The 21,412-nt window shown below is 66.2% G+C and carries 19 protein-coding genes, 1 pseudogene and 1 riboswitch; of the genes and pseudogenes, 8 read left to right on the plus strand and 12 right to left on the minus strand.

Annotated features, from left to right (window positions below):
- The 3 genes and pseudogenes from M2319_RS22775 to M2319_RS22785 form a co-directional block, all read right to left on the minus strand.
- Positions 1-212 (minus strand): annotated as a pseudogene (locus tag M2319_RS22775) (hypothetical protein); the annotation flags it as partial.
- Positions 213-544: 332 nt separating this feature from the next.
- Positions 545-1,375, minus strand: a complete 831-nt coding sequence (locus M2319_RS22780) for an inositol monophosphatase family protein (RefSeq protein WP_264603774.1) — start codon at positions 1,373-1,375, stop codon at positions 545-547.
- A 133-nt stretch (positions 1,376-1,508) separates the two neighbouring features.
- Positions 1,509-3,116, minus strand: a complete 1,608-nt coding sequence (locus tag M2319_RS22785; protein ID WP_264603775.1) for a GMC family oxidoreductase — start codon at positions 3,114-3,116, stop codon at positions 1,509-1,511.
- Between the two features lie 182 nt (positions 3,117-3,298).
- On the opposite strand from M2319_RS22785, the gene M2319_RS22790 reads away from it, so the two are divergent.
- From M2319_RS22790 to hppD, 6 genes are all read left to right on the plus strand, one after another.
- Positions 3,299-4,534 carry a TRAP transporter substrate-binding protein gene (locus M2319_RS22790; RefSeq protein WP_264603776.1) on the plus strand — a complete coding sequence of 412 codons (1,236 nt, stop codon included), beginning with the start codon at positions 3,299-3,301 and terminating at the stop codon, positions 4,532-4,534.
- A 192-nt stretch (positions 4,535-4,726) separates the two neighbouring features.
- Positions 4,727-5,245 (plus strand): TRAP transporter small permease, encoded by a 519-nt coding sequence (locus M2319_RS22795; protein WP_264603777.1) that lies wholly within the window; start codon positions 4,727-4,729, stop codon positions 5,243-5,245.
- An 11-nt stretch (positions 5,246-5,256) separates the two neighbouring features.
- The gene (locus M2319_RS22800; protein WP_264603778.1) at positions 5,257-6,693 is read left to right on the plus strand and encodes a TRAP transporter large permease; all 1,437 of its coding nucleotides are present in this window, start codon (positions 5,257-5,259) and stop codon (positions 6,691-6,693) included.
- A gap of 14 nt (positions 6,694-6,707) precedes the next feature.
- Positions 6,708-7,508, plus strand: a complete 801-nt coding sequence (locus M2319_RS22805) for an IclR family transcriptional regulator (RefSeq protein WP_264603779.1) — start codon at positions 6,708-6,710, stop codon at positions 7,506-7,508.
- A 421-nt stretch (positions 7,509-7,929) separates the two neighbouring features.
- Positions 7,930-9,705, plus strand: coding sequence for a sulfoacetaldehyde acetyltransferase (gene xsc / locus M2319_RS22810; RefSeq protein WP_264603780.1), 1,776 nt, complete (start codon positions 7,930-7,932; stop codon positions 9,703-9,705).
- A 331-nt stretch (positions 9,706-10,036) separates the two neighbouring features.
- On the plus strand, positions 10,037-11,113 hold the full coding sequence (hppD, locus tag M2319_RS22815; RefSeq protein WP_264603781.1) for a 4-hydroxyphenylpyruvate dioxygenase: 1,077 nt from the start codon (positions 10,037-10,039) through the stop codon (positions 11,111-11,113).
- A gap of 660 nt (positions 11,114-11,773) precedes the next feature.
- On the opposite strand, the gene M2319_RS22820 is transcribed toward hppD, so the two are convergent.
- From M2319_RS22820 to M2319_RS22840, 5 genes are read right to left on the minus strand one after another with little or no spacing between them, the layout of a single operon-like run.
- Positions 11,774-12,430: an energy-coupling factor ABC transporter ATP-binding protein gene (locus M2319_RS22820; RefSeq protein ID WP_264603782.1), complete on the minus strand. Its 657-nt coding sequence runs from the start codon at positions 12,428-12,430 to the stop codon at positions 11,774-11,776.
- Positions 12,417-13,232: a cobalt ECF transporter T component CbiQ gene (cbiQ, locus tag M2319_RS22825; RefSeq protein ID WP_264603783.1), complete on the minus strand. Its 816-nt coding sequence runs from the start codon at positions 13,230-13,232 to the stop codon at positions 12,417-12,419. The genes M2319_RS22820 and cbiQ overlap by 14 nt, the downstream gene beginning before the upstream one ends.
- Complete coding sequence (locus tag M2319_RS22830) at positions 13,232-13,834, minus strand: transthyretin-like family protein (RefSeq protein ID WP_264603784.1); 603 nt, start codon at positions 13,832-13,834, stop codon at positions 13,232-13,234. The genes cbiQ and M2319_RS22830 overlap by 1 nt, the downstream gene beginning before the upstream one ends.
- The gene (cbiM, locus tag M2319_RS22835) at positions 13,831-14,460 is read right to left on the minus strand and encodes a cobalt transporter CbiM (protein WP_264603785.1); all 630 of its coding nucleotides are present in this window, start codon (positions 14,458-14,460) and stop codon (positions 13,831-13,833) included. The genes M2319_RS22830 and cbiM overlap by 4 nt, the downstream gene beginning before the upstream one ends.
- Before the next feature lie 41 nt (positions 14,461-14,501).
- Positions 14,502-15,296, minus strand: coding sequence for a DUF4198 domain-containing protein (locus tag M2319_RS22840; protein WP_264603786.1), 795 nt, complete (start codon positions 15,294-15,296; stop codon positions 14,502-14,504).
- Between the two features lie 152 nt (positions 15,297-15,448).
- Positions 15,449-15,666: riboswitch (cobalamin riboswitch) on the minus strand.
- A gap of 219 nt (positions 15,667-15,885) precedes the next feature.
- Here M2319_RS22840 and M2319_RS22845 point away from each other — a divergent pair.
- On the plus strand, positions 15,886-16,608 hold the full coding sequence (locus M2319_RS22845; RefSeq protein ID WP_264603787.1) for a class I SAM-dependent methyltransferase: 723 nt from the start codon (positions 15,886-15,888) through the stop codon (positions 16,606-16,608).
- Positions 16,609-17,006: 398 nt separating this feature from the next.
- Here M2319_RS22845 and M2319_RS22850 read toward each other — a convergent pair whose 3' ends face one another.
- The 3 genes from M2319_RS22850 to arfB all read right to left on the minus strand — a co-directional run bounded on the left by M2319_RS22850 (position 17,007) and on the right by arfB (position 19,493).
- Positions 17,007-17,849 carry an acyl-CoA dehydrogenase gene (locus M2319_RS22850; RefSeq protein ID WP_264603788.1) on the minus strand — a complete coding sequence of 281 codons (843 nt, stop codon included), beginning with the start codon at positions 17,847-17,849 and terminating at the stop codon, positions 17,007-17,009.
- Positions 17,846-18,985 carry a CaiB/BaiF CoA transferase family protein gene (locus tag M2319_RS22855; RefSeq protein ID WP_264603789.1) on the minus strand — a complete coding sequence of 380 codons (1,140 nt, stop codon included), beginning with the start codon at positions 18,983-18,985 and terminating at the stop codon, positions 17,846-17,848. The genes M2319_RS22850 and M2319_RS22855 overlap by 4 nt, the downstream gene beginning before the upstream one ends.
- A gap of 85 nt (positions 18,986-19,070) precedes the next feature.
- On the minus strand, positions 19,071-19,493 hold the full coding sequence (gene arfB / locus M2319_RS22860; protein ID WP_264603790.1) for an alternative ribosome rescue aminoacyl-tRNA hydrolase ArfB: 423 nt from the start codon (positions 19,491-19,493) through the stop codon (positions 19,071-19,073).
- Between the two features lie 146 nt (positions 19,494-19,639).
- Here arfB and M2319_RS22865 point away from each other — a divergent pair, with 146 nt between their 5' ends.
- Entirely contained in the window at positions 19,640-20,857 is a 1,218-nt protein-coding gene (locus M2319_RS22865) for an NAD(P)/FAD-dependent oxidoreductase (protein WP_264603791.1), read from the plus strand.
- Here the strand turns inward: M2319_RS22865 and M2319_RS22870 are convergent.
- Complete coding sequence (locus M2319_RS22870) at positions 20,854-21,393, minus strand: AAA family ATPase (RefSeq protein ID WP_264603792.1); 540 nt, start codon at positions 21,391-21,393, stop codon at positions 20,854-20,856. The two genes, M2319_RS22865 and M2319_RS22870, sit on opposite strands and share 4 nt — an antisense overlap.
- Positions 21,394-21,412 lie beyond the last annotated feature (19 nt).

A 21,412-nucleotide genomic window follows, 5' to 3' on the forward strand; every position in this document is an offset into this window, starting at 1 on the left:
GCGGCCAGAAGCGCTGCCTCGTGGCCGCCCGTCGCCTCGCAGACCAGAAGCGCTCCGGCCGGGTCCGGCATCACCTCGGCAAGGGCCCGGCGCAAGGCTTTCGGGGTGTTGTCGAGGCAGCGCGTTTGGCCGCTCAGGGTATCGAACAGGGTGATGCTGTCCTTGCCGACATCGCAGCCAAGGACGCGCAGGTCGTTGGATCGGTTGGTCATCGGGATTATGCTCCGTCGTGCTTGCGATTGTCTGCGGGCGTCAAACCCTGGCAACACATCAAGCGATTGCGGAAAGCGGACGGGCGACCCGGATGACGGCGGGTGTCTTCACCCGATTGCGAGACGGCCGACCCATCCGCGCCGGGTCCGGAGCGGCCGCCCCGGACCCGGCATCGCCATCTGCGGCGACACAACGATCCTAACCAACTTCAAACAGACAATTGCGAGGGTCCGAAGGACGGGGAGCGGCGGGTGACGCGAGCCAGGTAAGGCCGACGCGGCAATCCATGCAGCCTTTCGACATCACTCTTTCGCCGGCAACCTACCCCGGCCTATCCGACCTCGAAATGCTCCCTGAGCGCGTGCCAGGTGGCCTCGTCCGGCGCCAGAAGCAGCATGCCGTCCTCGCGGGCCGGGCTGTAGGGGCGGCCGTCGACGAGGGCGGCGTGGCCGCCGGCTTCGCGGAAGATGAGTTCGCCCGCCGCGTGGTCCCAGGGCCGGATGTGCGGCGTCAGCAGGAACGACGCGCTGCCGAGGGCCAGCATGCGGTATTCGTAGGCGGAGCAGCGCAGGGTCAGCACCCGGTGGAAGGCGGCAAGCTTTTGCGCCATTCGGGCCTTCTCCACCTCGTCCTCGAACAGGAAGATGGAGAAGAAACCGACGGCGTGTCTGAAATCCTCGACGGGCGTGACCGACAGGCGCCGGCGGGCGCCTTTTGCGTTGCCGTACCAGGCGCCAAGCCCCTCGATCGCGCAAACCCAGTCGTCGCCGAGCGGGTCGTAGACGATACCGAGCTTCGTGCGCCCGCCCTCGGCGACCGCGAGCATGACGCCGAAGAGCGGCAGGCCGTCGACGAAATTCCAGGTGCCGTCGATGGGGTCGATGATGACCGACCGTTCTGCATCGGCGATTTTTTCCAGAAGGCCCGGGTCGTCGGCGACGGCCTCCTCGCCGATCACTGTGGCCAGCGGGAAGGCGTCGCGGACGCGGGCGGTAATCACCTCTTCGGCGCGCCGGTCGGCCTTGGTGACGAAATCGCTGGCGTGCGCCTTGGTGTCGATGGCATCGCCAGGAAGGTTGCGGAAGAGCGGCACGATCTCGTCGCTTGCGGCCTGGCGGACGATATCGATGAGGGTGGCGAGGGTCGCCTCGGAGAAATCCATGTCATGCGGTCCGATGGCAGGCGGGAGGAGGGCGCGCGATTCGCGGCGCCCGTATTGTTGCCGGCCATCATAAGGATTCCATGACGGCCCGCCAGCGGGCCGACTGCCGCGCCGCCGGCAGTTCCCGCCCGCCTCAGCCCTTTCCGTCTTCCAGGATCATGGCGCTGGCTTTCTCGCCGATCATGATCGTCGGGGCGTTGGTGTTGCCGGAGACGATGGTCGGCATGATCGAGGCATCGGCGACCCTGAGGCCCTCGATGCCGTGGACGCGCAGGCGGTCGTCGACGACGGCGCCCGCGTCATGGCCCATCTTGCAGGTGCTGGTCGGGTGATAGATCGTCTGGGAGATGTTGCGGGCGGCTTCCAGCAGGTTGTCTTCGCCGTCGACCTCGGCCCCAGGCACCTTTTCAGCGACTATGAACGACGAGAGGGCCGCGGTTCCGACGAGGCGGCGGGAAAAGCGCATGGCGTCGACCACCGTTTCCTGGTCGCGCAACGCGGAAAGGTAATTGGGAAAAATCTTCGGATAGGTGCGCGGGTCGGGCGCGGCGATGGCGATGCGGCCGCGGCTTTCCGGGCGCAACTGGCAGACCGAGGAGGTGATGCCGGAGAAGCGGTGCATCTCGATGCCGGGCTTGTCGGCGGAGAGCGGCTGGACGTGGAACTGGATGTCCGGCGTTTCCAGTTCCGGGCGGGTCTTGGCGAAAATGCAGACCTGGCTGGCGCCCATCGCCATCGGGCCGGAACGCTTCAGCACGAATTGCAGGCCGATCATGCCGCGGCGGATCAGGTTGTTGATCTCGTCATTGAGGGTCGGGACGTTGACCTCGTAGATCATGCGCACCTGCAGATGGTCCTGCAGGTTCTCGCCGACGCCGGCAAGGTCGCGCACGATGGGGATGTCCATCTCCTGCAGCAGCGCGCCCGGACCGATGCCGCTGAGCTGCAGGATCTGCGGCGAGCCGATGGCGCCGGCGGACAGGATCACCTCGCCGCCGGCCCTCAGCGTCGCGAGCCGCGGCTCGTTGCCGACGGCGTAGCGGATGCCGTCGACCCGCTCGGGCGCCTCGTTCGCGAACACCAGCCGCTCCACATGGGCGTGGGTCACGATCTCCAGGTTTGGTCGGTTCTTAGCCGGCTTCAGAAAGGCCGTGGCAGACGAACAGCGCAGGCCGTTTTTCGCGGTGAGCTGGAAGTAGCCGGCGCCCTCCTGGCTGGCGCCGTTGAAGTCGTCGGTGCGCGGCACGCCGAGTTCCTCGGCGGCGGCGATATAGGCATCGCAGATGTCGCGCCGGGCGCGCAGATTGGTGACGGAGAGCTCGCCGTCGGCGCCGTGGAAATCGTCGCTGCCGCGCTCCTGGTGTTCCGACCTGCGGAAGAACGGCAGTACGTCGTCATAGGACCAGCCGACATTGCCGAGCTGGCGCCAGTGGTCGTAATCCTCGCGCTGGCCGCGGATATAGAGAAGGCCGTTGATGGAGGAGGAGCCGCCGAGCACCTTGCCGCGCGGCCATTGCAGGCTGCGCCCGTTGAGGCCCGGATCGGGCTCGGTCTTGAAGCACCAGTCGGTCCTGGGATTGTGCAGGGTCTTGAAATAGCCGACCGGCACATGGATCCAGGGATTGGTGTCGCGGCCGCCGGCCTCCAGGAGCAGAACGCGTTTCTTCGGATCGGCCGACAGGCGGTTGGCGAGGACGCAGCCGGCGGATCCGGCGCCGACGACGATGTAATCGTACTCCATGGACGGCTCCCAAAATTTTTATCGACATTTTTTATCGGCCGCGTGAATGCGGTCCACTTTTGGCGTTTACATTACAATGCATATAGCATTAATATTGAGACTGTCAGTCTCAAAAAAACATAATTTTGCTCAACGCATATGCAAACGACACGCATATGCAGGCGATAACAGGGAGGAAGCCGATGCTGACAGCATCCGAGAAGCTCAAGGGAATTTCACGCCGCGACATACTGCGCCTCACCAAGCAGTTCGGGATCACCTCGACGCTGGTCGCGGCTGGCGGCCTGACCGGCACCGTAACGCTGTCGCGTCTCGCCGAAGCGGCGAACTCCACCTACGAAAAGCGCTTCAAGACGCCGGCCAAGCACACCTGGAAATTCGGTGCGGCCGGCTTCAACGAGCGCAATCTCCTGATCGAGCGCGCCGGCTGCCTGGAATTCGTGCGCGACATCGAGGAGCGCTCGGACGGCGCCATCCGCATCGAGTTCATCGGCTCCAACCAGATGTGCGGCCAGCTCGACTGCGTGAAGAAGACCCAGCAGGGCATCACCGACGTGTTCTCTGCCTCGACCCAGAACTCGGCCGGCGGCGCGCCCTATCTCAACGTCCTCGACTACGCCTACATGTTCCCGACCCGGGCCTCGCAGTACTACTTCTTCTACCATCCGGGCAGCGAGAAGGTGCTGCGCGAGCCGCTGCGCAAGCGCCACGGCCTGCAGTTCCTGTTCACCCACTGCGAGCTGCGCGGCATCCAGCTTGGCCTCAAATGGAAGGACAAGCCGCTGGTCAAGAGCGTCAAGGACCTCGCCGGCACCAAGAACCGCGTCACCGGCACCCAGCTCGGCCGCATTGCCATGGAGCTGATGGAGCTGAACCCGACGCCGATCGCCTGGGAAGAGACGCTGGACGGCCTCAAACAGGGCCTCATCGACGGCGCGGAGACCTGGGCCGCGGCGGTCGCCTACGCCAACATGTCGCCGGTGGTCTCGCAGTGCGTCAATCTTGGCTTCTTCTGCGGCACCGAGCACACCTCGATGAGCGCGTCGAAGTTCGATGAGCTGTCCGGCGACCTGCAGGACGCCGTCATGGAATCGGCCTACCTGACCCAGGTGCAGATCCAGGCGGCGAACGAGGCGGCCCTCGTCAACACCGTCGGCTTCTCCGACCCGCAGCTTCCTGACACCCTGTTCGCCAAGAACAACGTCCGCGTCGCCATGCTCGACGATGCGGCCCGCCACGAGGCCGAACAGATGTGCTCGCCGGAATTCAAGCCGGAGCCGTGGGAGAAGTGGCGCGAGCGCCTCAACGACTGGTCCGGCGGCATGGACACCTACAAGACCATCTACGACATCGCCCGGGAGATCCCGGCCGACACCAAGCCGGAGAACGTCGAGCCGCGGCGCTGGTGGAAGGGCTAATCGGGCCCGTCGTCCGAGACATCGGCAAGGGTGTGGTCGGCCCGCCGCACCCTTTTCCGTCGATGGCCGCCTTGAGGAACGCCCCCGGTATCGCTTCTGCGTGCCGTCGGTGTTGCCTCAAGGCGTGCCGTTGACCGGTCCGGCCCGCCCGCGCGAACATCAATCTCAAATTGCAGATAAGGGAGGGAGTGCATGCCCGTCATCCGGTGGCTCGACCGCAACGTCGAGCGCGTCGTCATCCTCGTGAGCTACACGGTGATGGCGCTGATCGTCTTCGTGGAGGTGATCCGTCGCTTCACGATCAACGAGCAGGCGCCCTGGAGCAGCACCATCCCGGTCTACCTGTTCCTGTGGATCGTCTGGGCCGGCTGCGCCTACAATGTGCGCATCCGCACCCATCTGCGCTTCGACGAACTGAGGGTCCGGCTCCCCTATACCGTGCAGTTCCTCTGCCTCCTGCTCGATGCGGCGCTGTGGATCATCTTCTCCGCGATCGTCATCTATTTCACCGTGCACCAGGTGCAGCTCGCCAGGGACAATTTCGCCATCGTCCAGGGCACCGACGACGTCATGCAGTGGTGGTTCTACCTGGCAACGCCGCTCGCCTTCTCGCTCCTCATCGTGCGCGTCTTGCAGAACGTCTATGAGGACGTCGCCAAGTACCGGCGCGGCGAGTCCCTCGACATCCAGACCAGCATTCTCGGCGATTAGAGGGTCACCCCATGGATCAACAAACCCTCATCTTCCTGATCTCGATCGGCGTCACGCTCCTGTTCCTCATCGGCGTGCCGATCTTCCTGGTCATCGGCTTCTGGGTCATCGGCGTCAGCATCGTCATCGACTTCACCCTCGCCAATCTCGGCGTCACCCTCTATGAGGGCCTCAACTTCTTCGGCCTTCTGGCGCTGCCGCTCTTCATCCTTACCGGCGATCTCATCAACGGCGCCGGGATTGCCAAGCGGCTGTCCGATTTCGCCTATTCGATCCTCGGCTGGCTGCGCGGTGGCCTCGCCATGGCGGCGCTCGGCGCCTGCGGCCTGTTCGCGGCCATCTCCGGCTCCAATTCGGCCACGACGGCGGCGATCGGCTCGATCATGCATCCGGAAATGGTCAAGGGCGGCTACGACGAGAACTTCGCCGCCGCGACCGCTGCTTCCGGCGGCACCGTCGGCATCATCATCCCGCCGTCGATCATCTTCATCGTCTACGGCTTCCTGATGAACCTTTCCATCAGCGACCTGTTCATCGGCGGCCTGTTGCCGGGCGTGATGATGGTCGCGGCCATGCAGGCGGCGTGCTGGTGGATCTGCCACAAGAACGGCTGGGGCCATCTGATCCAGTTGCGCCTGAAGCGGATCATCGGCACGGCCTTCGGCGCCTGGCTCGGCTTCTTTGCCATCGGCCTGGTGCTCTGGGGCATCTATACCGGTGCTTTCTCGCCGACCGAGGCGGCGGGCGTCACCGCGGGCTTTTGCGCCATTGCCGGCCTCGTCTGCTATCCGATCCACAAGGTCCTGATGCGGATCCAGGACCGGCGCGGGCGCCCGCAGGTCGGCGACGACGTCGCGCCGGACGCGGAGGGCGGCGCCCATGTGGCGGAAATCGACAGCCGCGGCATCCTCGGCAACCTCGTGGTGCCGGGCTTCAGCCCGCTGGAGCTGCCGACGCTGATCATGCGCTCCGGCCAGATCACCGGTCTGCTTGCGCCGCTGATCGCGATTTCCGTCGTCATGCAGCAGATCCTGACGCTGCTCGGCGCCAAGGCGTTCGTCACCGGCATGCTCGGCGAACTGGGCGGCTACTACGCCATCCTCTTTGCCTGCATGGGCATCGTGCTGATCGCCGGGACGATCCTGGAAAGCCTTCCCAACACCATCATCCTGGCACCGATCCTGGCGCCGATCGCCGCCTCCATCGGCGTCGACCCGATCCACTTCGCCGTCATCTTCCTGATCGGCGATGCCATCGGCTTCATCACCCCGCCCTACGGCCTCAACCTCTACGTTGCCAGCGGCATCACAGGCATTCCCTATTTCCGGCTGCTGCGATACACCATGCCCTACCTTTTCGCGCTCATCGCCGTCTGGGTGATCGTGGCGCTGGTGCCGCAGCTATCGACGATCCTGCTCTTCAATACAGGAGCGGGCGTCTACCAGTGATGACGGAGGCCTTCTTGCCGGGACATTCGGAACGCGACGACGAGACCGGCGAAGGTCGCGTTCCGACCGGCATCCGCAGCCTGATCATCCTGGAGGAACTGGCCCGCACCGGGACGCCGATGACGGCAACGGAGATCACCGCGGCCCTCGGCCTGCCGAAGCCGACCATCCACCGGCTTTGCCAGCAGCTCGAGGCGGAGGGGTTCCTGGAGCGCGATCTCGACGGGCGGCGCTACCTGCCGGGACGGCGCATGCGCGAGACGGCCGCCGGGGTCACCCAGTTCTCGTCGATCTTCCAGGAGCGGCACGCCATCCTGGAGCGGGTGTCGACCCGGCTCGGCGAGACCTGCAACATCGTTAGCCACGACAAGGACGGCATGTTCTATCTCGACCGGGTGGAATCGCGCTGGCCCCTGAAGGTCGACCTGCCGGTCAGCGGGCGGGTGCCGTTCCACTGCACGGCCAGCGGCAAGCTCTACCTGTCGAGCCTCAGGAAGGCCCAGCGGCACACGCTGGTCCATGCGCTCACCTTGCGCAAATACGGCCCCAACACGCTGACGGCGCCGGAAGCGCTGATGGCCGAGGTGGAGGCGACGGCGAAGCGCCGCTACGGGATCGACAACGAGGAATTCATCGAGGGCATGGTGGCGCTGGCCGTGCCGGTGCGCGATGCCGGGGGGCGGCTCGCGGCCATCCTCGCCGTGCACGGACCGGTCCAGCGCATGAGCCTTGAGGACGTCATCGGCCACCTTCCCGTGCTGCGCGAGGGCGCCGAACAGCTTGCCGCCGTCATCAACGCGGAAGCGGCGGGCTAGGGCGATGGGCGGGGCGCGATCCGGCGCGGTTTTCCGCGGGCGCGGGCTCGCCAAAGGGAATACGGGAAAAACCGTTGACAACTGCGGCATATCGTCTAATTACGAGACTGCAAGTCTCAAAAACAGAGCAATTTGCATGGAACGCGGAGGCGGGAATCCCGCCGGTGTGGTGACCAGGTGGAGCCGGCGATACGGTTTCCCCTTCGCGGCAAGAAAAGCCGACCGACTTGCATCAATGGGCCTCAACGTGTGTGTAACGCTAGAGTGAGCTGAGAAACCGCCAGACCGTCGGACACGACCGTTCCATCGGCCCTATGATCTTCGCGACAAGCCGTCCCGCGCCTGCCGTCTGATACCGCTTCGGACCAATGCCCGACCTTTTGTCGCGATACCTTCGATCGCACCAAGGAGTGTATCCCCCATGAGAATGTCCACCGAAGAAGCCTTCATCAAAGTCCTCCAGATGCACGGCATCGATCAGGCCTTCGGCATTATCGGCTCGGCGATGATGCCCGTGTCCGACCTGTTCCCCCAGGCCGGCATCAAGTTCTGGGACTGCGCGCACGAGACCAATGCCGGCTATATGTGTGACGGCTACACACGGACGACCGGCAAGATGGCCATGGCCATCGCCCAGAACGGGCCCGGCGTCACCGGCTTCGTCACCTCCATCAAGACCGCCTACTGGAACCACACGCCGATGCTGCTGGTGACCCCGCAGGCCGCCAACAAGACCATCGGCCAGGGCGGCTTCCAGGAGGTCGACCAGATGGCGATGTTCCGCGACATGGTCGCCTATCAGGAAGAGCTGCGCGACGCCTCGCGCGTCGGCGAAGTGCTCAACCGGGTGATCGAGAAGGCGTGGCGCGCCTCGGCGCCGGCACAGATGAACGTGCCGCGCGATTTCTGGACCCAGGTCGTCGACATCGAGCTGCCGCAGATCGTGGCGCTGGAGCGCACCTCAGGCGGCCGCGGTTCCATCAAGCAGGCGGCGGAATTGCTGTCGGAGGCCAAGTTCCCGGTGATCCTGTCCGGCGGCGGCGTCGTCATCGGCAACGCCATTGGCGACTGCGCGGCGCTGGCCGAGAAGCTCGACGCCCCGGTCTGCTCCGGCTACCAGCACAATGACAGCTTCCCGGGCTCGCACCCGCTCGCCGTCGGCCCGCTCGGCTACAACGGCTCCAAGGCCGCCATGGAGCTGATCTCCAAGGCCGACGTGGTGCTGGCGCTCGGCACCCGTCTCAATCCGTTCTCGACCCTTCCCGGCTATGGCATCGACTATTGGCCGAAGGACGCCAAGATCATCCAGGTCGACATCAATCCGGACCGCATCGGCCTGACCAAGAAGGTCTCCGTCGGCATCTGCGGGGACGCCAAGCTGGTCGCCCAGGACATCCTGGCGGCGCTGTCGCCGAGCGCCGGCGATGCCGGTCGCGACGAGCGCAAGGCGCTGATCCACCAGACCAAGTCGGCCTGGCTGCAGACGCTGTCCTCGATGGACCACGAGGACGACGATCCGGGCACGACCTGGAACGAGCGCGCCCGCGACCGGGATTCGGACCTGATGTCGCCGCGCCAGGCCTGGCGGGCAATCCAGGCGGCGCTGCCGAAGGACGCCATCATGTCCACCGACATCGGCAACAACTGCGCCATCGGCAACGCCTATCCGACCTTCGAGACCGGCCGCAAATACCTGGCGCCGGGCATGTTCGGCCCCTGCGGCTACGCCTTCCCGGCGATCCTCGGCGCCAAGATCGGCTGCCCCGACGCCACCGTGGTCGGCTTTGCCGGCGACGGCGCCTTCGGCATCTCCATGAACGAGATGTCGGCCTGCGGCCGCGACGACTGGCCGCCGATCACCATGGTCATCTTCCGCAACTACCAGTGGGGTGCGGAAAAGCGCAATACGACGCTCTGGTACGCCGACAACTTCGTCGGCACGGAGCTCGACCGCGACGTCTCCTATGCGAAGATCGCCGAGGGCTGCGGTGCCAAGGGCGTGCAGGCGCGCTCGATGGAAGAGCTGACCAGCGTCCTCAACACGGCCATCGAGGACCAGAAGAAGGGCATCACCACCTTTGTGGAGGTGCTGCTCAACCAGGAACTCGGCGAGCCGTTCCGGCGCGATGCCATGAAGAAGCCGGAGAAGATCGCCGGCGTCGACCCGGCCGACATGCGCCAGCAACCCGGCGCGTAAGCCTTAGCGTTCGGCGGGCGGCGCCAACGCCGCCCGTCCAAAAGCCGGCATCGCCGCCAAAAGATGCCGCTCATTGCCTCAACGCCGGTCGGCTTTTGCCCGCCGGCGTTTTTTCTTGGCCGCGCGGTGCGTCCTTTTCAGCGGACCATTCGAATTCCCGCGCGAATTTTGCTATATTGCTTCTCAACTGCAACTAACCGGGCGGACAGCTTGAACCTCGTCATTGCCAGGGTCCTTTCCAGAAGCGTTCGCGGCGTTCCTTGCGCGCCGCCGGTATCGGCTGCGCCCGCGGCCTGACCGCACCGATTTTTTTCTCACAGGGACCCCGCCAATGACCGATCTTTTCGACAACCCGATGGGGCTCGACGGCTTTGAGTTCGTCGAGTTCGCCGCGCCCTACGCGAACGTTCTGGAGCCGATCTTTGAGATGCTCGGCTTCACGCTCGTCGCCAATCACCGCTCCAAGGACGTCGCCCTTTACCGCCAGGGCGGCATCAACTTCATCCTCAATCGCGAGCCGAAGAGCCTTGCTGCCTATTTCGCCGAGGAGCACGGACCGTCCGCCTGCGGCCTCGCCTTCCGGGTCCGGGACGCCCACAAGGCCTATGCGCGGGCGCTGTCCCTCGGTGCCCAGCCGGTCGAGATTCCGACCGGGCCGATGGAGCTGCGCCTGCCGGCGATCAAGGGCATCGGCGGCGCGCCGATCTATCTCATTGACCGCTACGAGGACGGCTCCTCGATCTACGACATCGATTTCGAATTCCTTGAGGGCGTCGACCGGCATCCGGCCGGCTGCGGCTTTACCACCATCGACCACCTGACTCACAACGTCTATCGCGGGCGTATGGCGCACTGGGCCGAGTTCTACTCAAAGCTCTTCAATTTCCGCGAACTGCGCTTCTTCGACATCAAGGGCGAATATACCGGCCTCACCTCGCGGGCGATGACCGCGCCGGACGGCAAGATCCGCATTCCCCTCAATGAGGAGGCCTCGGGCGGCTCCGGCCAGATCGAGGAATTCCTGATGGATTTCAACGGCGAGGGCATCCAGCACATCGCGCTCCTCTGCGACGACCTCATCGCCGCCTGGGACCGCCTGAAGCGCAAGGGCCTGCCCTTCATGACGGCACCGCCCGCCACCTATTACGAGATGCTGGAAGGCCGGCTGCCGGGCCATGGCGAGCCGGTCGACGAGCTAAAGGCCCGCGGCATCCTCCTCGACGGCTCCACCGACGACGGCGATCCGCGGCTGCTCCTGCAGATCTTCTCTGCGCCGCTCCTCGGCCCGGTGTTCTTCGAGTTCATCGAACGCAAACGCGACGAGGGTTTTGGTGAGGGCAATTTCAAGGCGCTGTTCGAATCCATCGAGCGGGATCAGGTGCGCCGCGGGGTCATTGCGGCCGATTGAGGGGGCGGTCTTGCGCCCTCTGTCGCCACAAACACCGCCGTCACCCCGGCCCCCGAGCCGGGGCCTATTGCCCCTATCCACGCGGTATGTCGCTCGCTAGCGGAACGGGGCGTCGGGCCCGGCGATAGGCCGTACCAAGGCCAGATGCGGGCTACCGTGTCGAGGTGGGCAATGGGTCCCGGCTCTCCGCTTCGCTCCGGCCGGGATGACGGGAGAGGGTGGGGGCGACCCGGAGGCATTCCCCCAGCGCCGCTCTGGATCGCTTCGCTTTCGCTCGCGATGACGCAAGGGGGAAGGGATCGTCATTAGCGGTGGCGCACTTCTGTCGGCCAACCACTCCATCGTCACCCCGGCCCCCGAGCCGGGGCCTATTGCCCCTATCCACGCGGTATGTCGCTCGTTAGCGGAACGGGGCGTCGGGCCCGGCGATAGGCCGTGCGAAGGTCCGATGCGGGCTACCGTTTCGAGACGGGCAATGGGTCCCGGCTCTCCGCTGCGCTCCGGCCGGGATGACGGGAGAGGGTGGGGGCGACCCGGAGGCATTCCCCCAGCGCTGCTCTGGATCGCTTCGCTTTCGCTCGCGATGACGAAGGGAAAAATGGTCGTCATCGCGAGGAGGCCGTAAGGCCGACGCGGCGATCCAGAAGGCGGCAATCTCCGTCAGTCCGACACCGCCTCCAGCCGCCCGCCCCGCAGCGCCAGCGTGCGCGTCGCAACCGCCTCGCGGAACGGGCGGTCGTGGGAGACGAGGACCATGGCCTGGGGAAGGCCGGTGAGGATCTCCATCAGCCGGGCGCAGGTTTCCTCGTCGAGGGCGTTGGAGGGCTCGTCCAGCAGCAGCACCTCGGGCTCCATGGCGAGCACCGCGGCGATGGTGATCAGACGCTTTTCGCCGCCGGACAGCTTGTGGGTGACGCGGTTGCGGAAATCGCCGAGGCGCAGGCGATCCAGCACGTCGTCGACGATGGCCATCGCCTCGGCCCGGCTCTTGCCGAGATTGAGCGGGCCGAAGGCAACGTCCTCGGCGACCGTCGGGCAGAAGAGCTGGTCGTCGGGGTCCTGGAAGACGAGGCCGGCGAGGCGGCGGACCTCGTGGAAATCGGCCTCGGCCCGGCGCTCCTCGCCGAAGGCGTGGACGCTGCCGCGCGACGGCCTCAAAAGCCCGACCATGATGTGAAGCAGGGTCGACTTGCCGGCGCCATTCGGCCCGGCGATCGCCAGCCGCTCGCCGGGCTCCAGGTTGAGCGAGACCTCCGAGAGGACAGGCGGGCCGCCGCGATAGGCGAAGTGGATTTCCCGGAGGTCAAAGAGGGGCACGCAGCACCTCGATGGCGGCAAGACCGGTGAGCAGGGTGAAGGTCACAAGCCCAAGGCCGAGGTCGCGGCGGCGCCAGGCGAGGTCGTCGATCAGCGGGATCGTTCCGGTGAAGCCGCGGCATTTCATGGCGGCCAGGATGCGCTCCGACCGCTCCAGGGACCGCACCAGCATCATGCCGACGAGATAGCCGAAACTCTTCCAGGTATGGCGCGAGTTCGACGGCCGGAAACCGCGCGCCTTCATCGCCGTGCGCAGCGTCTGGTATTCGTCGACGAGCACGTCGATATAGCGGACCGTGAACATCATGAGGTGGACGAGGGGCTCCGGCGCCTTCAGGCGATGCAGCGCGCGGCCGATGGTGATGGCGTCCATGGTGCCAACGAACGACAAGAGCATCAGGACGATCGCGTTGGCCTTCAGCGCGATTTCCACGGCCCTTATCAGCCCCTGCCAGCTTGCCGGAAAGCCGAAGATGGTGACGATCGGATCGCCCGGCATGGTGAAGGGCAACAGCATCAGCATGAAGATGATGAAGCTGTCCATCATCGCCATCCGCCTCAGCGTCGGCGCTGGCGGCAGATTTGCGAGCCCCATGGCGAGGAGGCTGGCACAAAGGGCGACGACGAGCGCGGCAAGGTCGCTCAGCACCACGACGACGAGGGCAAACGCGACGACGGCGAGGATCCGCGCCCGCGGATCGAAGCCTTGGATCGGCGTTGTCCCGGCCGCCTCTGCGCTCGGCAGCGCCAGGGTTTCGGTCTGGACGGCTGAGCTCGCCGGGGTCTTCAGGACGTGCCCCATCAGGCGCCCTTCAGCCGGCGCCGGGCGGCGACATAGAAGGCGACGCCGAAAAGGCCGATGATGTAGCCGATGCCGCCGAGGACATTCTGCAAATCGTTCTTTTCCTTGTAGGCGGCGATCTCGCGGCGCAGCGGCCGGAGTTCGCGGCGGATTTCTTCCGCGATGACGGCGCGCTGCTCGGCGGAAAGGCCGGGGACCATCGCCGCGCTCACCGTTCCGGCCGGGGCGACGGCGGGTGTGGCAGGGTCCGCGGCGGCGGTCGCGGGCGCGGCGGCCTGCGGCAGGTCGGCGATCTCCACCCGCGCTTCGGCGACGTGGCCGGCGCCGAGGTCGGCGCGGAAGACGTGGACGGATTTCTGCGTCGGCCTGTAGGTGAAATAGCCGTCGCCGTCCGTCGTCGTCTCGCCGATCTTCTTCTCGGCATCGTCATAGATGTCGATGCGGGCGTTCTCGGCCATGTCGCCGTTGGAAAAGCCGACCTCGCCCTCCAGCGCCTCGCCGACCGCATAGACGGACAGGACGACCTTGTGGGCGAGGGCCGGCGGCGCGGCGAGCACGGCCAGGAGCATGACGGCGGCAAAGAGCGGCGCGAAGGGCTTCATGACGTTGCCTCCTTCTCGGTTTCGGAAAGGGCATCAAAGAGTTCCGGCTTGACCCGGTGGGCGAGCAGGACGGCGGCGCCGGTGAGGAGAGCTTCGACGGCCATCACCGGGACATGGGCGAAGAACACCAGCTTTGCCGCGGGAATGTATTCGTCGCCAGAAAGGGAAAGGGCGAGGGCGACGAGGAGCGTCGTCAACGCGATCGCCAGTCCGCCGCCGAGCGCGCCCCAGCCGGCGGCAACGGCGGAGGAGCGGGCGGCGATGCCGCGCCGGCAGAGATAGTAGACAATGACGGCGGGCAGGGCGATGTTGAGCGTGTTGATGCCGAGCACCGTCAGCCCGCCGAAGCCGAAGAAAACCGCCTGCAGCAATAGCCCTATGAAAAGGGCGGGAAAGGCGGCCCAGCCGAGCACCAGCCCGGCAAGGCCGTTCATGATCAGGTGGACGCTGGACGGCCCGATCGGCACGTGGATGAGGGAGGCGACGAAGAAGGTGGCCGACAGCACGCCGGCGGCCGGGATCTTCTCCATCGTCAGCGACCTCAGCCCCAGCGCGATGCCGCCTGCGGCAACGACCGCGCCGCCTGCGACGACCGGGAGCGTCAGGGCGCCGTCGACGATATGCATGGACCTTTCCTCCTCTTGTTGCCGTTCGGGCCGCCGGGCCACTACTGGATGTCGTAGGCGCGGACCCAGATCACGGCGTCCTGGGAGAGCTCCTTGCCCTCGTGCTCCTTGGCCGGACCGGACCCGAGCGCGGCAAAGCCCCAGAAGCCGGCCTTTGGAATGCCGAAGGTGAATTCGCCGTCGGCATCGGTGACGGCGACAAGGGCACCGCCCGGCATCGGCGAGGCGGTCGGATCCTTCGGCGTGTTGGCGTCCATGTCCGGTTCGGCGGCCATGAACTCCACCTCGATCTCGGCGCCGGCAACGGGCTTGCCGTCCGCCAGCAGCTTACCGGAAAAGGTCGAGCCGGCGATCACGTTGGTCGGCTTGTTGAGCGGCACGATTTCGGTGGCGAGCCCGATCGGCTCGTGCCAGCCGGTCGGCATGCCGCCCTTGTTGACGTAGCTCTTGGTGATCTGCTGGATGAAGATGTCCTCGCTGCCCTCGTAATAGGGCGCGGGCTCCACCACGAAGACGTAGTCGCCGTTGCGGCGGACCGGCACGGTGGCCTCGAAGGCCGCGGCCGCGTTGCCCGAGCCGGTGAAGGTGATCGGGTTGAGGGCGTCCATCAGGTCGGTCTTCTTGCCCTTGTGGACGACGTAGAAGGCCTCAGGCTTTGCCATATCCATGACATGGCCGTTCTCGAATGGGTGCCAGAAGATCAGCTTGAAGGGCAGGTCTCCGGCCTCCTCGACGTTCACTTCGGGCGTGTAGACGAGCTGGAAATGGGCCGCGGCGGGCGCGGCAGCAAAGGTGGCGGCGGCAAGGCCGGCCACGGCGGTCAGAAGTTTTTTCATGTCGAGTCTCCCGTATGGTCTTGGCGACCGGCTCAATTGCCGGTTTCACAGGAGACGCGCGGGAGAAGAGGCGACGGCGGGAGAGGGGACCTCACCCGGCCGACTGCACTCGACGCTCACCCCGGCGTCCGGTCAGTCAAATCGCCGGGGAACCCCGGCGGCGGGCGATGGCAGGTCTCCTGGCTCGCGGGTCGTCGCGCTACCCCGCCTTCCCGGCCTTTTGGGGCCAGTGGCGGTTTGGGGCAGCGCTCGCCGCATACAGTTGCGGGGGCAGCCACGGACTTGACTCGGCCGAAAGGCAAAAGCCGTACCGTGTTCCCTTTTCATCCCCGAAAAGCGATTCCGGGGAACCATCGCGGCCACTATCGAAGGCGCGTTCCGGCTTGTCAATCGGACATCGCACCCGGTATGCGAAAGGCCGACGGCAAGGTGCGCCGCAGGGAGGCGGCGACGGGGGCGGCGCTGTGGGGCGCGACAATCTGTTGCCTTGCCGTCGCCGCTTCGTGCCCCACGTCCGGGATTTGGTGGTTGTAATATGTCATAAATGCCCGCGCCGCCCATTCCAGCACGCCAACAAGGGGACCCAGTCATGTCCATCGAAATGCCCTCACTCACCGGCCTTCCGACCGTTGCCGAACCGACCTCCGCCATGGAGGTGATCGAACTCGGCTTCGGCGAGATCGACGGCCAGTCGATCCTCGACATCGGCTGCGGCAAGGGCGCGCTCGCCGCCGCGCTGATCGAGCGCGGCGCGACGATCACCGGGCTCGACCCGAACGAGATCGCCCTTGAGGAGGCGAAAAAGGCGGCTCCCGAGGCCGACTTCCATCTCCTTTCCGGTGCCGAACTGCCCTATGAGGACGGCGCGTTCGACGGCGCGATCTTCCTCAACAGCCTGCACCACATTCCGCAAGCGGAGATGGCGACGGCGCTTGTCGAGGCCGCGCGCGTCTGCGGGCCCGGCACGACCGTGGTCGTCGTCGAGCCGGTGGCCAGCGGCTCCTATTTCTCCGCCGTCCGGCTGATCGACGACGAGACGGAGGTGCGGGCAAAGGCGCAGCAGGCGATCGTTGCTGCCGTAGACGCGGGCACCTTCGCCCTCGACCTCGACACGACCTATGAGCGGATCTCGACCTTCGCCGACAAGGAAGCCTTCCTGGAGCGCGTCGTCTCGATCGATCCGGCGCGGCGGGCAAAGGGCGAAGCCAAACGCGCCGAGGTGTTCGCGGCGCTGGACGCCAACGGGGATGAAGGTCCGGACGGCATCACGCTGATCCAGCCGATGCGGGCGCAGATCCTGACGGTGCTTTGATGGCGGTGGTCGCGGGTTTGGGGGGCGATTTTCTCTCTCCGTTACGACCCCATACGGCGTTTTAATTGGGCTGACTGCCTCTCTCTGCCCCCGCGTCACTGCCGGGCCAGACCCGCTGCTGTGCTGTTCATGGTTTGGGCGCGACGGTACCCACTCACGTTCTTGGGCACATCAGCACCCACCCACTCGGCGTCACCACCGTGCTTGACACGGTGGTCCATGATGACGTGCGGCATACTTCAGCCTAACGGGTTGAAAACAAAGGCCTCATGGATTGCCGGGTCAAGCCCGGCAATGACGCGGAGTGAGTGGGGGTGGGAGTGCGCAAGCTTCCGCTTTCCAAGCGGCGAATTGGCCTTATGATGCGTACTGCGTATTATCCGTAATTCGGTTTTACGTCACACGAACCGCGCCGTTGCGACCATGGCGATGCGGCCGTCCTTGGCGCGGGCTTCCAGTTCGACCGTGTCGTTCGTCTCACCTTCGATGCCGACGAGGTCGAACGGATCGGTGTCGAAGAGCGGCGACATGGCACGAAACTCGTAATATGCGCAAATCGCGCCTCGGCGGCGCTCGGCCGCTTCCAGCAGCAGCATGGCGATCATCGGGCCGTGGACGACGAGACCGGGATAGCCCTCCGTCTCCGTCGCGTGGTTGCGGTCATAGTGGATGCGGTGGCCGTTGAAGGTGACGGCGGAGAACCGGAACAGCATCACCGGGTCGGGCGTCACGGTCTCGGTCCAGGCAGTCGGCCGGGTTCCCATCTTCGACGCCGGGGCGGCACCGGAGGAGACCATCTCGCGATAGACGATGTCCTGCTCGTCGCGCACGCAGAGTTTGCCGTCCTGGTGCACCTCGTGACTGAGCGTGACGAAAACGAGGGGACCGCTGCGGCCGTTCTTCTCCACCACGCTGTCGATGCGGCTGGTCATGGCCGCCGGCGCGCCGAAGCGGAGCTGCGCCGCTTGCGTGATCCGGCCGCCGGCATACATGCGCCGCGGCAGCGGCACCGGCGGAATGAAGCCACCGGTCGCCGGATGGCCGTCAGGACCGAGGTCGCCCTGGGCCGCCACCGGCATGAAATAGAGCCAGTGCCAGAGCGGCGGCACGGCATCGCCGGCTTGAAGGGGATGGCCGGCGCCATGGGCGTCTAAGGTCGCGGCGAGCCGCTCGGCGGGCGCCGTCGCAAGATACTCCTCGACGGTCGTCTCGCGGCCGATCCAGTCCGAATAGTCGGTCATTCTTTTTCGCTTTCTTTCTCGGCGAATTCGGCCCGCAGCGCCGCGTCGTGGGCGCCGAGATCCGGTACCGGGCCGAAGTCGGGCGTCACGCCGTCGATCTCCGCCGCCGGGGCCAGCAATTCCGCCGTGCCGCCGTCGACTTTCACCGAGACGAGGCGGTTCTGGGGATGGGCGAGAAGGTCGTCCATGGTCGAGATGTTGCCGTTGGCGATCCGCTCTGCATCGAGCCGTGCCGCGACCTCGGCACGGGGAACGGACCCGAGCACCGCCTGGATCGCGCCGTCGACATCGGCTCGGTTCTCCACACGCCTTGCGTTCGAGGAAAAGCGCGGGTCGGACGCAAGCTCCGGCCGGCCGAGCACCTTCTCGCACAGCACCTGCCATTCGCGCTCGTTCTGGATCGAGATGACGATCTCCTCGCCGCCCTTGCACCGGAATGCGCCGTAGGGCGCGATGGTCGGGTGGGCGAGGCCGACGCGCTTCGGCGTTGCCCCGCCATAGCGGTGCTGCAGATAGGGCACGTTCATCCAGTCGCCGAGGCTGTGGAACAGCGAGACCTCGATGGAAGCGCCCCGCCCCGTTCGGCCGCGCGAAATCAGCGCTTCCAGGATCGCCTGGTAGGCATACATGCCCGTCGCGATGTCGCAGACGGAGACGCCGACACGGCTCGGCGCCTCAGGTGTGCCGGTCAGCGACACGAGGCCGCTTTCGGCCTGGACGAGGAGGTCGTAGGCCTTCTTGTCGCGATAGGGGCCGCGCGATCCGTAGCCGGAGATGTCGCAGGTGATCAGCCTCTCGTCGCGCGCGCGCATCGCCGCGGTGGACAGCCCCAGCCGCTCGGCGGCGCCGGGGGCAAGGTTCTGGATGTAGATGTCGGCGCGGGCGATCATGCGCGAGACGAGCGCGCGGTCCTCCGGCGTCTTCAGGTCGACGCGGCAGGATTCCTTGCCGCGGTTCAGCCAGACGAAATAGGCGGATTCGCCGTGGACGTGGTGGTCGTAGTAGCGCGCGAAGTCGCCCTCCGGCCGCTCCAGCTTGATGACGCGGGCGCCGGCATCGGCGAGCTTGCAGGAGGCATAGGGCGCGGCGACGGCCTGTTCCAGGGCGACGCAGACGAGTCCTTGAAGGGCTTTCACCGGGGCGTTTCCGTGTCGTTGTTTCTTGGCTGCCAGACAAGGCGTTTCGGGCGGCAAAGGCAAGGGGCGTTGACGCCCCGGCCCGTCAGTCGTCGCCCCCGACCTTGCCGCGCAGGCGCTTCACGTTGCCGCGCTTGGTCTTCGCCTCCAGCCGGCGCCGCTTGGACCCGAGGCTCGGCCGGGTCGGGATGCGCGGCTTGTCGCGCTCCGCGGCCTTTTGGATCATTTCCACGAGGCGTTCGACGGCGTCGCGCCGGTTGGCCTCCTGGGTGCGGTGGCGGTTGGCGGTGATGACGATGACCCCGTCCTTGGTCAGCCGGCTGCCGGCGATGCGCTGGAGCCGGCGCTTCACATAGTCCGGCAGCGACGGCGAAGAGCGCGCGTCGAAGCGGAGCTGGACGGCGGTCGAGACCTTGTTGACGTTCTGCCCGCCGGGGCCGCCGGCGCGGATGAAGCTCAACTCGATTTCGTCGTCGGAAAGAAAGAGCCGGTCGGATATCGTGATCATGGCACCCGTCATAGCCGAAACGGGGCGGCAATGGCACCCGCTGGCGCGGCCGGCAGCAGTAGTGCGCCACGCTGGGGCTTGCCTCCCGAGCCGTCCTATTGTCTATGGCGTTGCATGCCAAGAAACGAAATTCGGGAGACGCATCGATGGGCGGCGTGGTGATTATCGGAGCCGGGCAGGGCGGGTACCAGACCGCCGAATCCCTCCGGCAGGAGGGCTATGAGGGAACGATCACGCTGATCGGCGCCGAGCCGCATCTGCCCTATCAGCGCCCGCCGCTTTCCAAGGCCTATCTCCTCGGCGACAGCGATGCGGAGCGGGTCAAGTTCCGCACCGAGACCTATTACGAGGAACGCAGGATCGACCTCAGGACGTCGACGACGGTGACCTCCGTCGACCGCGAGGCCAAAACCGTGACGCTCCACGACGGCAGCACGCTTTCCTACGACCATCTGGTGATCGCCACCGGTGCACGGATCCGCGAACTGCCGGTGGAAGGCGCGGACCTTGCCGGCGTCTGCTACATGAAGACGCTGAACGATGCGGACCATATCGGCGCCCTGATGGAGACGACCGAGCGGGTCGTCGTCGTCGGTGCCGGTTTCATCGGGCTGGAATTCGCCGCTGTCGCGCGCAAGCTCGGCAAGGACGTGACGGTGCTTGAGGCGATGGACCGGGTGCTCGGCCGGGTAGCGCCGCCGATCCTGTCCGACTATTTCTCGCGCCTGCACGAGGGCAACGGCGTCCACATCCGCTGCGGCGAGGTGGTCACCGGCATCATCGGCGACGACCACGGCCGGGTTGCCGGCGTGCGCTGCGCCGACGGCCACGAGGTGCCGTGCGAACTCGTCGTCGTCGGCATCGGCGTCATCCCGAATGTGGAGCTTGCCGAGGCCGCGGGCATTGACTGTGACAACGGCATCCTGGTCGACGCCAATGGCCGGACTTCGGACCCAAATGTCTATGCGCTTGGGGACGTCGCCAATTACGAGCATCCCTTCGCCGGCAAGCGCGGGCGGCTGGAATCGGTGCAGAACGCCATCGACCAGGGCAAGGCCGTTGCCTCGGCGATTGCCGGGTCCGGCGTTCCCTACACGACGGTGCCGTGGTTCTGGTCCGATCAGTACGCCACCAAGCTGCAGATGGTCGGCTTTTCCGAAGGCTGCGATGCGTTCGAGATCCGCGGCGACATCGCCGAGGGCAAGTTCTCGATCTTCCACTATCGCAGCGGCGAACTGCGCGGCATCGACACGGTCAACCGGCCGGCCGACCACATGATGGGCCGCAAGCTGCTCGCCGCCGGCATCTCGCCGACGCCGGAACAGGCCGCCGATGCGGAATTCGCCCTGAAGTCGCTGCTCTAGGCGAGCTCGGCGAGCGCCGAGAGCACGAAATCGGCACGCGCAGGCGTCGGCGCCTTCGGCAGGATGACGGTCTCGTAGCCGAGCCGCGGAAAGGCGTGCGTCAGCCGGCGGTATTCCGCTTCGGCTTCGTCGAAGCCGTGCCGGCGGTCCGCATCGGTGCCGTAGATCTCCGGCCAGGGCGGGGCCAGAAACACGCAAGGATGATAGCGATGCTCCGCGCCGAGCGCGGCAAGGATCGGCTCGCCGGTGAGCGCTTCCAGCGCCGAGGCCGCATCGACAAGGCCGCGGTCGAAGAACACCCAGCCCGATTGGCTTGTTGAGCCGGCCCTGTCCGCCAGCGCCATGTCGATCGCCCGGCGCAGGAACGCTTCCATGTCGACCCACGGCAGGGCGGTGCCGCCCGCCGCGCGTTCCTCTTCAACGACGCGGCGGCCGGGCTCTTCGACGATGCCGTAGCCGCGCCTGCCGAGTTCGGCGACAAGCGTCGACTTGCCCCCGCCCGAACAGCCGGAAATGACGACAAAACGCTTGCTCAAGACGTGGGCTGTCCTTTGG

The organism is Rhodobium gokarnense, from assembly GCF_025961475.1.
Classification (GTDB): domain Bacteria; phylum Pseudomonadota; class Alphaproteobacteria; order Rhizobiales; family Rhodobiaceae; genus Rhodobium; species Rhodobium gokarnense.